This is a genomic window from Bradyrhizobium sp. SZCCHNS3052, from assembly GCF_032484495.1.
Taxonomy (GTDB): domain Bacteria; phylum Pseudomonadota; class Alphaproteobacteria; order Rhizobiales; family Xanthobacteraceae; genus Bradyrhizobium.
This window is the reverse complement of sequence record NZ_JAUETB010000007.1, coordinates 19,436-32,232: the sequence shown is the minus strand read 5'-3', so window position 1 is coordinate 32,232 and position 12,797 is coordinate 19,436. Positions and strand designations below refer to the sequence as shown.

Genomic DNA, 12,797 nt, shown 5'->3' with positions numbered 1-12,797 from the left:
CCCTCTCAGTGATTGTCGCGCGGCACGGGCGAGCCGGTGCGGCCGACGAGGAAATCGAAATCGACGCCGCGATCGGCCTGCAGCACGTGATCGATGTAGAGCTTCTGATAGCCGCGGGCCGCATGCGGCTTCGGCGGCGTCCAGGCGGCGCGGCGTGCGGCCAGTTCCTCGTCGCTGACATGCAGATGCAGCCGGCGCGCGGCGACGTCGAGCGTGATCATGTCGCCGTTCTTCACCAGCGCCAGCGGTCCGCCGACGGTAGCCTCCGGCGCGACATGCAGCACCACCGTGCCGTAGGCCGTGCCGGACATGCGCGCATCGGAGATGCGGATCATGTCGCGCACGCCCTGACGCAGCACTTTCGCAGGCAGCGGCATGTTGCCGACCTCGGCCATGCCCGGATAGCCCTTCGGCCCGCAGTTCTTCAGCACCATGATGCAGGACGCATCGATGTCGAGATTGTCGTCGTCGACCGCGTCATGCATCTCCTCGACGCTCTCGAACACGACCGCGCGTCCCGTATGGTTCATCAGTTCCGGCGAGGCCGCCGACGGCTTGATGACAGCGCCGTTGGGGGCGAGATTGCCGGTGAGAATGGCGATGCCGGCTTCCGTCTTGAACGGGGTCTCGAACGGTGTGATGACCTCGGCGTTCCAGTTCGGAGCCTCGGCGACATTGTCCCACAACGTCTTGCCGTTGACGGTGCGCGCGTCCTTGTGCAGCAGGCCGCGCTCGCCGAGCGCACGCAGCACCGCCGGCAGGCCGCCGGCGTAATAGAAGTCCTCCATCAGGAAGCGGCCCGACGGCATCAGGTCGACCAGGCAATGCACGTCGCGGCAGAGCCGATCGAAATCATCGAGCGTCAGCTCGACGCCGACACGGCCGGCGATCGCGAGCAGATGCACGACGGCATTGGTCGAGCCGCCGATCGCGGCCAGCGTGCGGATCGCGTTCTCGAACGCCTGGCGCGTCAGGATATCCGACGGCTTGAGATCCTCGCCGACCATCTGGACGATGCGCCGTCCGGCCATGCGGGCCAGCAGGTTGCGCCGCGCATCCGCAGCCGGAATCGCCGCATTTTCCGGCAAGCCGATGCCGAGCGCCTCGACCATCGAGGCCATCGTCGAGGCCGTGCCCATGGTCATGCAGCTGCCGGCGGAGCGGTTCATGCCGGCCTCGGCCTCGTGGAATTCCTTCAGCGTGATCTCGCCGGCACGCAGCTGCTCGCTCATCGAGATGATGTTGGTACCGGAGCCGATGATCTGGCCACGATAGACGCCGCGCAGTTGTGGCCCGCCTGAAACACCGATCGCAGGCAGGTTGGCCGAGGCGGCGCCCATCAAGAGCGCCGGCGTGGTCTTGTCACAGCCCATCAGCAGCACGACGCCGTCGAGCGGGTGGGCGCGGATCGCCTCCTCGACATCCATCGAAGCGAGGTTACGGAACAGCATCGCGGTGGGGCGCATCGTCACCTCGCCGAGCGAGGAGACCGGAAACTCCAGCGGATAGCCGCCGGCATCGAGCACGCCCTGGCGGACATGCTCGGCGATGACGCGGAAATGCGCGTTGCAGGGTGTCAGCTCCGACCAGGTGTTGCAGATGCCGATGACCGGACGGCCCTCGAAGCGATCCTGCGGCGTGCCGCTGTTCTTCAGGAACGAGCGATAATAGAAGCCCATCTTGTCCTGGCGGCCGAACCACGCCTGGCTCCGCAGCGTCTTCTTCTCGTTGTCGTTGCTCATTCCCGGTCCGTTCGTGCAGCCGACTGGGCATGGCGCCGCCGGCCGTTGTAGATGACTTCGATCATGGCCTCGGAGGCGCCGTCGGCGTCTCCATCCGCGATCGCGTCGATGATGCGCTGGTGCCAGACCAGCACGGTGTCGCGATCGGCGGTCTCGATCGGGGCGCTCAGGACGAACGAGGCGCGCAACGCGGCCTCGATGACAGCGCCGATCGAGCGCATGAAGGGATTGCCCGAGGCGTTGGCGACCGCGATGTGCAGCGCAAGGTCAGCCTCGGCGAAAGCGACCGATGTCGATGGCTCGCGCTCCATCTGCGCCATCGCCTTGCGCATCGCCGCGACGTCGTCATCCGTACGGCGTTCCGCCGCGAGCGCCGCGGCGCGCGGCTCGATCGCCAACCGGATCTCGGCGAGGTCGGCGAGGAAGCGCTTGTCGATGCCCGCGTCGAGGTGCCAGGCGAGCACGTCGGGATCGAACATGTTCCAGTCCGAGCGTCCGCGCACCACGGTGCCGACGCGGGCCTTGGTCGACAGCAGACCTTTTGCAACGAGGGTCTTCACGCTCTCGCGCAGCACCGGCCGTGAGACGCCGAAGGTCGCGGTCAGCTCGGCATCACCCGGCAGCCGCGCCCCCTCGGCCAGTCGGCCGGAGATGATGTCGATGCCGATGCTGCGGGCGACCTCGGCATGGTTGGAATGCGCGCGCCGGGTCGGAATCGAGACGATGTGCGACGTCGTCATGTCGGCGCCCCCATCGGCTTGGCCCCTGCGGGCTTGACGGATGAGCGGCGCGCGAGCGCCATCAGACCTTGTTGCAACGCAATGAAGACGAACAACAGAACCCCCGTGGCGATCTTGGTCCACCAGCTCGACAGCGTGCCGTCGAAGTTGATGTAGGTCTGGATCATGCCCTGGATCAGGACGCCAAGGAAGGTGCCGATGACCGAGCCTTGTCCGCCCGTCAACAAGGTTCCGCCGATCACCACGGCCGCGATTGTATCGAGCTCGACGCCAACGGCCGAGAGCGAGTAGCCGGCCGCGGTGTAGAACGAGAAGACGATGCCGGCGAGGCCCGCAAGCACGCTCGACAGCATATAAATGCGGATCGTCATCGGCCCGACCGGAATGCCCATCAGGGCTGTCGCCACACGGCTGCCGCCGAGCGCGTAGACGTTGGCGCCAAACCGGGTCAAATGCAGCAGCAACGCGCAGAGCACCAGGATCACGAGCATCGCCATCGCGATCGCGGTGAGCCGTCCGCCGCCTGGCAGCCGGATCGCAAAGTCGGAGACGGCACTGTAGATCGGAGCGGTGATCGGAATCGACTCGGTCGACAGCAGGAAGCTGACGCCGCGCGCCAGGAACATGCCCGCGAGCGTCACGATGAAGGGCGGCAGCTCAAATACGTGAATGACCGCCCCCATCGCGGCGCCGAACAGCGCGCACAGCACGAGCACCATTGCGAACGCGGCAAACGGCGGAATGCCCCAGCGCTCGACCGCCAGAGCCACGAACACCGTCGTGAAGCCGATCACCGAGCCGACCGACAGATCGATGCCGCCGGAGATGATGACGAAGGTCATGCCGGCCGCGACGATGCCGAGGAAGGCGTTGTCGGTGAGCAGATTAGCGACGACGCGGGTCGAGGCGATGTTCGGGAACTGCAGCGCGCACAACGCGAAGCCGGCGACCAGCACAAAGGCCGTGATCGCAACCGAGGTCGATGCTCTCATGGCTTGGTCCTCCGCCAGCGTGCGGTGAAGCGCGAGAGATCGCCGAGCCGCGGCGACTGCGCCAGCAGCACGGCAAGCACGACGACGGCCTTGACCAGCAGATTGAGCTCCGGCGGATAGCCCGACAGCAGGATGCCGGTGTTCATGGCCTGGATGATAAGCGCGCCGGCCACCGCCAGCACCAGGCTGAAGCGGCCGCCAAACAGCGAGGTGCCGCCGATCACGACGGCGAGGATCGCATCGAGCTCGAGCCACAGCCCGGCATTGTTGGCATCCGCCCCCATGATGTCGGCGGCCGCAATGACGCCCGCGAGCGCGGCGCACAGTCCGCACCAGACATAGACCGACAGGATCATGGCGCGGGTGCCGACGCCCGACAGCTCGCTGGCGCGCGCGTTGCCGCCGGTCGCCTCGATCAAGAGCCCGAGCGCGGTGCCGCGCACGACCGCCCCCGTCACCAGCAGCATGCCGATCGCGATCACGACCGGCGTCGGCAGGCCGAGCACGGCGCCGTTGCCCATCCAGACCAGATCGGGCGAGGTGAAGGTGACGATCCGACCTTCCGTGATGAGCTGCGCGATGCCGCGTCCTGCGACCATCAGGATGAGCGTGGCGACGATCGGCTGGATACGCAAGAAGGCAACGAGGATGCCGTTCCAGAGCCCGCACACCAGACCGACAGCGAGCGCGGAGCCGATGACCACCGGCAGCGAATGCGTATCGGCGAGGCTCGCCGCGGTGGCGCCCGCGATCGCCATCACGGCACCGACCGAAAGGTCGATGCCTCCGGTCGCGATGACGAGCACCATGCCCAGCGACAGCAGCGCCACCGGCGTGCCGCGGTTCAGGACGTCGATGACGCTGCCGAACAGCCGGCCGTCCTGCAGATGGAGATTGAAGAACTGCGGCGACACCGCGCGATCGATGATCAGGATCAAGATCAGTGCGAGCGCTTGTGCCAGGCCACGGCGGGGAATGCGAAGCGTCATGATGCGGCCTCGCGCACGGACTCGGTATCCGCAGCGATCGCCGCAAGAATGCTGGAGACCTCGACGGCGTCGCCCTTCAGCTCCTCGACATGGGCGCGGTCGCGCAGCACGATGACGCGGTTCGAATAGGTCACGATCTCGTCGAGCTCGGAGGAGATCACAAGCAGCGCCAGCCCCTGCTCGCACAGCTCGCGCACCAGCCGGATGATCTCGGCATGGGCCCCGACGTCGATGCCGCGCGTCGGCTCGTCCAGAACGAGGAGCTTCGGCGACGTGGCGAGCCAGCGCGCCAGCAGCGCCTTCTGCTGGTTGCCGCCCGACAGCAGCCCGATCGGACGTTCCGGATCCGGCGGCCGGATGTCGAGCATGCGGATGTAACGCATCGCGATCTCGTCCTGCTCGCGCCGCGACAGTGGCCGGTGCAGGCCGCGCCGCGCCTGTAGCGCCAGCACGATGTTCTCGCGCACGGTGAGGTCGGCAACGATGCCCTCCGTCTTGCGCTCTTCCGGACAATAGCCGAAGCCGAGCCCGGCGGCATCGCGCGGCGAATTCAGCCGGACGGTCTCACCGTTGACGGTGGCCGCGCCGCTGTCGGCGCGCTCGGCGCCGAACACGAGCCGTGCCGTTTCGGTGCGTCCGGAGCCGAGCAGGCCGGCGAGCCCGACCACCTCGCCGCGGCGCAGCTCGAGATCGAACGGCGCAAGGTAGCCCTGCTTGCCATAGCCCTTGAAACTGATGCAGACCTCGCGCGCCTTGTCCGGCTGGCTCGCTGCGCGTTCGTGGGTGGTCTCGGCCAGCTCCCGCCCGAGCATCATGCGGATCAGGTCGAGCCGCGGCAGATCGGCAATCTCGCGCGTGCCGATCAGCCGGCCGTTGCGCAGCACCGTGACGCGGTCGCAGATCTCATAGACCTGATCGAGGAAGTGGCTGACGAAGATGATGCCGATGCCATCAGCCGCGAGCTTTCGCATCACCTTGAACAGGATCTCGACCTCGTGGCGGTCGAGGCTCGCCGTGGGCTCGTCGAGAATGAGGACGCGCGCCGACAGATCGACGGCGCGCGCGATCGCCGTGATATGCTGGACCGCGACCGAGTAGCTCGAAAGCGGTGCGCCGACGTCGATGTCCAGCCCATAATCCAGCAGCAGCGCATGCGCGCGCCGCCGCATCTCGGCCTCGCGCACGACGCCGAACCGCGTCGGCTGCCGGCCGAGATACAGATTTTGCGCCACCGAGAGGTTCGGCAGCAGATTGACTTCCTGATAGACGGTGGCGATGCCGGCATCGACCGCGTCCTTGGCCGAGCGCGGCGCGATCTCCCGATCGGCCAGCCGCACGGTGCCGGCGTCCCGCGCGAAAACGCCGGTGACGACCTTGATCAGCGTCGACTTGCCGGCGCCATTCTCGCCGAGCAGCGCGTGGATCTCGCCCTCACCCAGCATGAAGTCGACATCCTGCAGCGCCTTGAGCGCACCGAAGCTCTTGGTGAGGCCGCGGATCTCCAGAAGAGACGGACGCATCGCCGGCGGAGCTGAAGGATCAGACATGACGAACTACTTGGGCAAGACCGGAAAGTCGACGCCCGCACGCGATGCGGGCGCCACGATTGATTTCCGTCGTCCCGGCAACAGCCAGGACGACGGCGAGATCTTCGGCTCAGTAGCCGAGCCCCTTCTTGCTGTCGTAGACCTTCTGCGGATCGTCAGTCGCGGTGTAGAGCTTCGATTCCGTCTGGATCCACTTCGGCGGAACGGTGCCCTTCTCCTTGAAAGCCACGATTGCGTCGAACGCCGGGCCCGCCATGTTCGGCGTCAGCTCGACGGTGGCGTTGGCTTCGCCGGCGGCGATCGCCTTGAAGATGTCCGGCACGGCGTCGATCGAGACGGTCAGGATGTCCTTGCCCGGCTTGAGCCCGGCTTCCTTCATCGCCTGGATGGCGCCGACCATCATGTCGTCGTTGTGGGCGTAGACGGCGCAGATCGACTTGCCGCCATTCTCGGCCTTGATGAAGCTTTCCATCACCTCCTTGCCCTTGGCACGGGTGAAGTCGCCGGTCTGGCTGCGAACGACCTTCAGGTTGGCGTTCTTGGCGACGACGGCGTCAAAGCCCTTCTTGCGGTTGGTGGCGACGCTGGCGCCGACCGTGCCCTGCAGCTCGACGACGTTGCAGGCCTTGCCGCCGACCGTCTTGGCGAGCCACTCGCCTGCCACCTCGCCCTCGTGCACGCTGTCGGAGGTGACGGCGGTCAGATAGAGGTCCTTGCCGGAGGGATCGATGTCGCGGTCGAGCAGCACGACCGGGATCTTGGCTTCCTTGGCTTCCTTCAGCACCGCGTCCCAGCCGGAGGCCACGACCGGTGCGAGGAAGATCGCGTCCACGCCCTGGGCGATGAAGGAGCGGATCGCCTTGATCTGGTTCTCCTGCTTCTGCTGGGCGTCGGCGATCTTCAGGTTGATCTTGCGCTTGGCGGCTTCAGATTTCGAGACCGAGGTCTCGGCGGCGCGCCAACCGGACTCCGATCCGATCTGCGAGAAGCCGACGGTCAGCTCAGCGGCGCCAGCAGACGTGGCAAGCAACAAGGCGGCCGTTGCCGAGGCCGCAAAGAGGGCTTTCAGGGTCATCAGACGTTCTCTCCCAAAAAGGTACTGTTTTTTGATGCGCCGCCGCGAACAGCGGTGCCGACGCACCTATTCACCCGCCTCGACGGCCGGTGACGTCCGTTATTCCACGGAACACTTGGGATGACTAGTCATATTATTTGACTGTAATACTTTTTGAGAATGACAAGCGCCGACGGAGGCCTACGCTGCCGAAGATGAACGTCGGACACAAACAAAATTTTAAGTTGTGGACAGGCCAGATCAGCGCAGCTTCGTCGCCTCGCGGGCGCGCTGCTCGATCGCAGCCCAGGCACCGGCCTTGATGTCGGCCGCGGGGGCGACCCAGGAGCCGCCGATCGCAACGACCTTCTTATGCGCCAGCCATTGCGCAGCGTTGCCGGCATTGATGCCGCCCGTCGGGCAGAACCGTACGTTGGGGAACGGCCCGGCCAGCGCATCCAGCGCGGCGAGCCCACCGGCCGGCACCGCAGGAAAGAACTTCACCAGCTCATAGCCGCGCGTCACGCAGGCGATGAGATCAGAGGCGGTCTGAATGCCCGGCGCGAACGGCATTTCGCCCGCATTCGCGGCATCGAGCAGGCCGATCGACAGGCCCGGGCTGATCGCGAAGGCTGCACCGAGCCCGACGGCGCGCTCGTAGTCCGCCGGCGTCAGCACCGTGCCGATGCCGACAACGGCGTCCGGCACCTCATCGATGATCGCGCGTGCGGCATCGAGCCCCGCCTGCGTCCGCAAGGTGATCTCGATGACGCGGAGACCGCCGCTAACGAGCGCGCGCGCAAGCGGCACGGCATGCGCGGCGTCCTCGATCGTGATCACCGGAATCACCGGCGCCAGAGCGAACACCGCATCGAGCTTCGTGCGCTTGTCCAAATTGTTCATCATGCCTCGCTCATCGTCAGAATGTCCCGCGGCATCGCGGTGGCCGGGATCACGGCTCCCGGCGCCATGATCACGGCGCCGGCAAGCCGGTGGCCGGCCAACGCCGCCTTGCGGGGCGGCGCGCCCTTGATGCGCGCGGCGAGATAACCCGCATTGAAGGAATCGCCGGCCGCCGTGGTGTCGATCGGCTTGAGCACCGCAGGCGGCGCGATGTCGACCAGCACACCATCGGCATGGATCAGGCAGCCGCGTGCGCCGCGCTTGACGACGACCTCGCCGACCCCGGCTTCCTTGAAGCGGCGCAGGCTGACGGAGGCGTCGGCATCGCCGAACAGCATCTGCTCATCCTCGAGCGTCGGCAGCGCAACGTCGACCAGCGGCAGGATCGCGCGGAACGCGCGCTGCGCCACCTCGCGGCTGGCCCAGCCGCGCGGCCGGTAGTTGCCGTCGAAGACCACACGCGCGCCGCGCTTGCGCGCCACCGTCAAGAGCTCACGCAGCTTGGCCTTGCCGGTCTCGCCATAGAGCGAGAGGCTGATGCCGGAGAGATAGATCCAGTCGAAGCGGGAGAGCCTGTCGAGCATGTCGCGGTCGGCGCGATCGAACAGCTCGCGCGCCGGCGCGCGGTCGCGCCAATAGAGGAAGCTGCGCTCGCCCCGGGCATCGCGCTCGATCATGTACAGGCCGGGCACGCGGCCCTCGACCTGCAGCACCTCCGAGGTGTCGATGCCCTCGGCCTGCCAGGCCGCCAGCATCATAGCGCTCAAGGGATCATCGCCGAGCGCCGTGACGTAGGAGGTGGGCACGCCGAGCCGGGCCAGATAGAGCGCCGTGTTGAGCGTGTCGCCGCCGAAGCCGCGCCGGAACAGCGAGCCGTCCTCCTGCGCAAACTCCACCATGCACTCTCCGATGCAGGCGACTTTCATCGGCGTCAATCCATCCATCAAAACGTCAAATGAACCTTCATCGACCGGCTTCGATCGCTGGCGAGCTCGAAGGCGGCGACCGCCTGCTCGAATGGCAGCGCAGCCGAGATCAGCGGCTTGACGTCCAGCAGCCCCTCGCCCATCAGCCGCAGCGCCAGCTCGAATTCGCGGTCGAACCGGAACGTGCCGCGCAATTGCAGCTCCTTCGTGACCAGCGTGTTGACCGGCAAGGTCATCTCGCCGCCGAGCCCAAGCTGGACGATGACGCCGCCGGGCCTCATGACGTCGAGCGCCGCCCGCAGGGCGGCCTGGTTGCCGGAGGCCTCGAACAGCACGTCGAACGTGCCCTTCCCGCTCCGCCACGGATCGAGCGCCGACGGCTCCGCCCCGACATTGAACGCATGGCTGGCGCCGAGCGTGCGCGCCATCGCAAGCGGCGCGTCGGCGACGTCGGTCGCCACGATCTCGGCTGCGCCGCCGTAACGCGCGACCAGGATCGACAGCGCTCCGATCGGGCCGCAGCCGGTCACCAGCACGCGCTTGCCGAGCAGCGAACCGGCCTGGTGCGCGGCATGCAGGCAGACCGACAGCGGCTCGGCCATCGCGGCCTCTCCCAGCGACAACGACGGCGCGATCGGCACCGCCTGCGAGGCATCCACGGTGACGAACTCGCGGAAGCCGCCCTGCACGTGGGGATCGCGCATCGCGCTGCCCATGAAGCGCATGTCCAGGCACTGGTTGCGCCGCCCCTCGCGGCAATAGGCGCATTTGCCGCACGGCAGGCTCGGATTGACGGCGACGCGCGTGCCCTCGGCGAGGCCGGTCACGCCGGCACCGACCGCGGCGACGTGGCCTGCGATCTCATGACCCAGCGCCATCGGCTGCTTGATGCGGACCGTGCCGAAGCCGCCGTGATGGTAGTAATGCAGATCCGAGCCGCAGATGCCGCCGGCCTCGATCTTGACCCGGACCTCGCCGGGTCCCGGCGCCGGATCGGGAAAGCTGTCGATGCGCAGATCTTTCGGCGCGTGAATGACGACCGCACGCATGGCCGGCCTCCCTGTCTCGTGTCTTCCGCGATCCTACATCGCCGCCAGCATGCCGCCATCGACATAGATGGTCTGGCCGTTGACATAGGTCGACGCGTCGGAGGCCAGGAAGATCGCGGTGCCGACCAGTTCGTCGGGACGACCCCAGCGCTTCGCCGGGACGCGCGACATCAGCCAGTTGTTGAAGTCGGGGTTGCTCATCAGCGCCTGGTTCATGTCGGTCAGCATGTAGCCGGGACCGATCGCATTGGCCTGGATGCCGTGCGCGGCCCATTCGACGGCCATCGCGCGGGTCAGGTTGCGGATTCCGCCCTTGGCCGTGGTGTAGGGCCCGATCGTCGGCCTTGCCAGCTCGCTGCCGAGCGAGCCGATGTTGATGATCTTGCCGCTGTTGCGCGGAATCATCCGCTTGGCGGCCTCGCGCCCGATCACGAACGCGCTGGTGAGGTTGGTCTCGATGACGCGGCGCCACTCGTCGGTGGTGAACTCGACCAGCGGCTTGCGGTGCTGGATGCCGGCATTGTTGACGAGGATGTCGATCGCGATCCCCTGGTCATCGAAACGCGCGAAGGCGCTGACCACGGCCTGCTCATCGGTCACGTCGAACGGGCAGGCCTCGGCCTGATGGCCCGCGGCGCGGAATTCTTCCGCCGCCGCCAGCGTGCGCGCCGGGTCGGTGCCGTTGATGACGAGCCGCGCCCCGGCCTTGGCAAAGCCTTCGGCAATGGCGCGGCCGAGGCCGCGGGAGGAGCCGGTCACCAGCGCGGTCTTGCCGGAGAGATCGAAGAGTGAGGTCGACATCTGTTCAACTCGTGGACGACGTTCCGGCTGGCATCCTCGTTGACGGACAGCGCGCTGACAAGCGCGTTATCCGGCCCTGCCGATCAAACCGGGAGACGGTTAATGGCCGCGACAGCGGTCATCACCCCGCGGATCTCGGCGAGGCCCTTGAGCCGGCCGACCAGCGGATAGCCGGGATGCGTGCGGCGGCCGATGTCGTCGACCAGCTCATGACCGTGATCGGGGCGGAACGGTATCCGCCAGTCCGGATCGCCCTCGGCCTTGCGGCGCGCCTGCTCCTTGAGCAGCGTCGTCACGATCGCAACCATGTCGACATCGCCGCGCAGATGCTCGGCCTCCATGAACGAGCCGTCGAGCATCTTGGTGACGTTGCGCAGATGGACGAAGCGGATGTGCGGGGCGAACCGCTCGGCAAGCCGCGGCACGTTGTTGTGGCCGCCGGCGCCGAGCGCGCCGGTGCAGAACGTGATGCCATTGGCCTTCGACGGGACGGCATCGACGATGAACTGCAGATCCTCGGCTGACGACACCACGCGCGGCAGGCCGAACAGGTCGCGCGGCGGATCGTCGGGATGGACGCACAGGCTGACACCGTACTCCTCCGCCACCGGCACCACCTCGCGCAGGAAGCGCGCGTAGTTGGCGCGCAGCTCGGCATGGCCGATGCCGCGATATTTCTCCAGCATGCGGCGCAGGCCGGGCACGTCATAGCGGTCATAGGCGCCGGGCAACCCGGCCATGATGGTCGCGAGCAGCCGGTCCTTGTCGGCTTCGGAGGCCTGCGCCACCCAGGCCCTGGCGCGGTCGAGCACGTCGGAGGAGAATTCCGCCTCGGCGCCGGGCCGCTGCAGGATGTAGCAGTCGAACGCCGCCAGGCGATCCATGTCGAAGCGGAGCGCGGTGGCGCCGCCCGGCAGGCGGAAGGCGAGCTCGGTGCGGGTCCAGTCCAGCACCGCCATGAAATTGTAGCAGACGGTGGTGACGCCGCAGGCGGCGAGGTTGCGCAGCGACTGGCGGTAGTTGTCGAACAAGGACGTCAGATCGCCCTCGCCCAGCTTGATGGCCTCGGAGACCGGCAGGCTCTCGACCACGCTCCAGCGCAGCCGCAGCGATGAATCGCCTTCGATCAAGCCGATGCGCCTGATGATCTCATCGGTGCTCCACACCACGCCGTAGGGAATGTGATGCAGCGCCGTCACGATGCCGGTCGCGCCGGTCTGGCGAACCTGCGGCAAGGTGATGGGATCATCGGGTCCGAACCAGCGCCACGTCTGTTCCATGTCGTCACCTTCCAGAATGAATCAAGCGCGCGATCAGCGCCGCCGCCGTGCCCGCGTGCGCGGTTCGGCCTGCGACATCTCCTCCTGCCGGGCAAAAATGCCGTCAGCGCGGCGAAACACCTCGCGCAGATGCCGGCGCATCGCCGCGACCGCCTGGGCCTCGTTGCAGGCGGCCAGCCCGTCCAGGATCTCCTGATGCTGCGCGATCAGGAGCGGAATATGGCCGGCATCCTCGATCAAGGTCAGATGGCGGACGCGGTCGAAATGGATCTTGGTCTGACGGATCACCTGCCAGACATGGGGATGCCGGCTGGTGCGGGCAATCGTCTGATGGAACGCCTCGTCATGGACGTAGAACTCCGCCGGCGTCGCCGCCGCCTTCTGCTTGTCGATCAGCTCGGTCAGCTCGCGCAGCGCCGTCGCATCGATGTAGCGGACGGCCTCGGCAACCAGCGCACATTCGAGATGCTCGCGGATGAACTGCGCCTCGCCGAACGCCTCGCGCGACACCGGCGCCACCACGCTGCCGCTTTGCGGATAGATGCGCACGAGGTCTACATCGGCGAGCTTGATCAGCGCCTCGCGCACCGGCGTGCGGCTGACGCCGAGCCGCTCGCACAGATCGAGTTCGGCCATCGGCGTGCCCGGCGGCAGCGCGCCGGAGACGATGTCCTCGAGCAGCCGCTCGTAGACCTGGTCGGCGAGCCGCCGGCCGGCCTTGCCGTCCAGTCGTGTCAGCGGTGTCAGATCGTCATCCATGACGGCAGTCTACCC

General features: G+C 67.1%; 12 protein-coding genes. All 12 read right to left on the bottom strand.

The features are described 5' to 3' along the window. Positions 1-5: 5 nt before the first annotated feature. Positions 6-1,742: an IlvD/Edd family dehydratase gene (locus QX073_RS21475; RefSeq protein WP_315718202.1), complete on the bottom strand. Its 1,737-nt coding sequence runs from the start codon at positions 1,740-1,742 to the stop codon at positions 6-8. Further along, a complete protein-coding gene (locus tag QX073_RS21470; RefSeq protein ID WP_315718201.1) occupies positions 1,739-2,482 on the bottom strand; it encodes a FadR/GntR family transcriptional regulator in 744 nt (247 codons plus the stop codon). Before QX073_RS21470 ends, QX073_RS21475 begins: the two co-directional genes overlap by 4 nt. Beyond that, positions 2,479-3,474 (bottom strand): galactofuranose ABC transporter, permease protein YjfF, encoded by a 996-nt coding sequence (yjfF, locus tag QX073_RS21465; protein WP_316193109.1) that lies wholly within the window; start codon positions 3,472-3,474, stop codon positions 2,479-2,481. The genes QX073_RS21470 and yjfF overlap by 4 nt, the downstream gene beginning before the upstream one ends. After that, complete coding sequence (locus tag QX073_RS21460; RefSeq protein ID WP_315718199.1) at positions 3,471-4,463, bottom strand: ABC transporter permease; 993 nt, start codon at positions 4,461-4,463, stop codon at positions 3,471-3,473. Before QX073_RS21460 ends, yjfF begins: the two co-directional genes overlap by 4 nt. Next, entirely contained in the window at positions 4,460-6,010 is a 1,551-nt protein-coding gene (locus QX073_RS21455) for a sugar ABC transporter ATP-binding protein (protein WP_316175846.1), read from the bottom strand. Before QX073_RS21455 ends, QX073_RS21460 begins: the two co-directional genes overlap by 4 nt. Before the next feature lie 109 nt (positions 6,011-6,119). Then, entirely contained in the window at positions 6,120-7,085 is a 966-nt protein-coding gene (gene ytfQ, locus QX073_RS21450) for a galactofuranose ABC transporter, galactofuranose-binding protein YtfQ (RefSeq protein WP_315718196.1), read from the bottom strand. Between the two features lie 240 nt (positions 7,086-7,325). Continuing rightward, positions 7,326-7,970: a bifunctional 4-hydroxy-2-oxoglutarate aldolase/2-dehydro-3-deoxy-phosphogluconate aldolase gene (eda, locus tag QX073_RS21445; protein ID WP_315750329.1), complete on the bottom strand. Its 645-nt coding sequence runs from the start codon at positions 7,968-7,970 to the stop codon at positions 7,326-7,328. Then, the gene (locus QX073_RS21440; protein ID WP_409977992.1) at positions 7,967-8,863 is read right to left on the bottom strand and encodes a sugar kinase; all 897 of its coding nucleotides are present in this window, start codon (positions 8,861-8,863) and stop codon (positions 7,967-7,969) included. Before QX073_RS21440 ends, eda begins: the two co-directional genes overlap by 4 nt. Positions 8,864-8,910: 47 nt before the next feature. Beyond that, the gene (locus QX073_RS21435) at positions 8,911-9,942 is read right to left on the bottom strand and encodes an L-idonate 5-dehydrogenase (RefSeq protein WP_316226324.1); all 1,032 of its coding nucleotides are present in this window, start codon (positions 9,940-9,942) and stop codon (positions 8,911-8,913) included. Positions 9,943-9,975: 33 nt separating this feature from the next. Next, positions 9,976-10,743 carry a glucose 1-dehydrogenase gene (locus QX073_RS21430; protein WP_315750327.1) on the bottom strand — a complete coding sequence of 256 codons (768 nt, stop codon included), beginning with the start codon at positions 10,741-10,743 and terminating at the stop codon, positions 9,976-9,978. A gap of 83 nt (positions 10,744-10,826) precedes the next feature. Then, the gene (uxuA, locus tag QX073_RS21425) at positions 10,827-12,023 is read right to left on the bottom strand and encodes a mannonate dehydratase (RefSeq protein ID WP_316171565.1); all 1,197 of its coding nucleotides are present in this window, start codon (positions 12,021-12,023) and stop codon (positions 10,827-10,829) included. A gap of 33 nt (positions 12,024-12,056) precedes the next feature. Further along, positions 12,057-12,782: a GntR family transcriptional regulator gene (locus QX073_RS21420; protein WP_315718189.1), complete on the bottom strand. Its 726-nt coding sequence runs from the start codon at positions 12,780-12,782 to the stop codon at positions 12,057-12,059. Positions 12,783-12,797: the final 15 nt, after the last annotated feature.

What these genes read in the sequence shown, in the direction of transcription:
- QX073_RS21475 (WP_315718202.1), bottom strand. Translation starts at nt 1,742, where the DNA reads ATGAGCAACGACAACGAGAAGAAGACGCTGCGGAGCCAGGCGTGGTTC.
- QX073_RS21470 (WP_315718201.1), bottom strand. Translation starts at nt 2,482, where the DNA reads ATGACGACGTCGCACATCGTCTCGATTCCGACCCGGCGCGCGCATTCC.
- yjfF (WP_316193109.1), bottom strand. Translation starts at nt 3,474, where the DNA reads ATGAGAGCATCGACCTCGGTTGCGATCACGGCCTTTGTGCTGGTCGCC.
- QX073_RS21460 (WP_315718199.1), bottom strand. Translation starts at nt 4,463, where the DNA reads ATGACGCTTCGCATTCCCCGCCGTGGCCTGGCACAAGCGCTCGCACTG.
- QX073_RS21455 (WP_316175846.1), bottom strand. Translation starts at nt 6,010, where the DNA reads ATGTCTGATCCTTCAGCTCCGCCGGCGATGCGTCCGTCTCTTCTGGAG.
- ytfQ (WP_315718196.1), bottom strand. Translation starts at nt 7,085, where the DNA reads ATGACCCTGAAAGCCCTCTTTGCGGCCTCGGCAACGGCCGCCTTGTTG.
- eda (WP_315750329.1), bottom strand. Translation starts at nt 7,970, where the DNA reads ATGATGAACAATTTGGACAAGCGCACGAAGCTCGATGCGGTGTTCGCT.
- QX073_RS21435 (WP_316226324.1), bottom strand. Translation starts at nt 9,942, where the DNA reads ATGCGTGCGGTCGTCATTCACGCGCCGAAAGATCTGCGCATCGACAGC.
- QX073_RS21430 (WP_315750327.1), bottom strand. Translation starts at nt 10,743, where the DNA reads ATGTCGACCTCACTCTTCGATCTCTCCGGCAAGACCGCGCTGGTGACC.
- uxuA (WP_316171565.1), bottom strand. Translation starts at nt 12,023, where the DNA reads ATGGAACAGACGTGGCGCTGGTTCGGACCCGATGATCCCATCACCTTG.
- QX073_RS21420 (WP_315718189.1), bottom strand. Translation starts at nt 12,782, where the DNA reads ATGGATGACGATCTGACACCGCTGACACGACTGGACGGCAAGGCCGGC.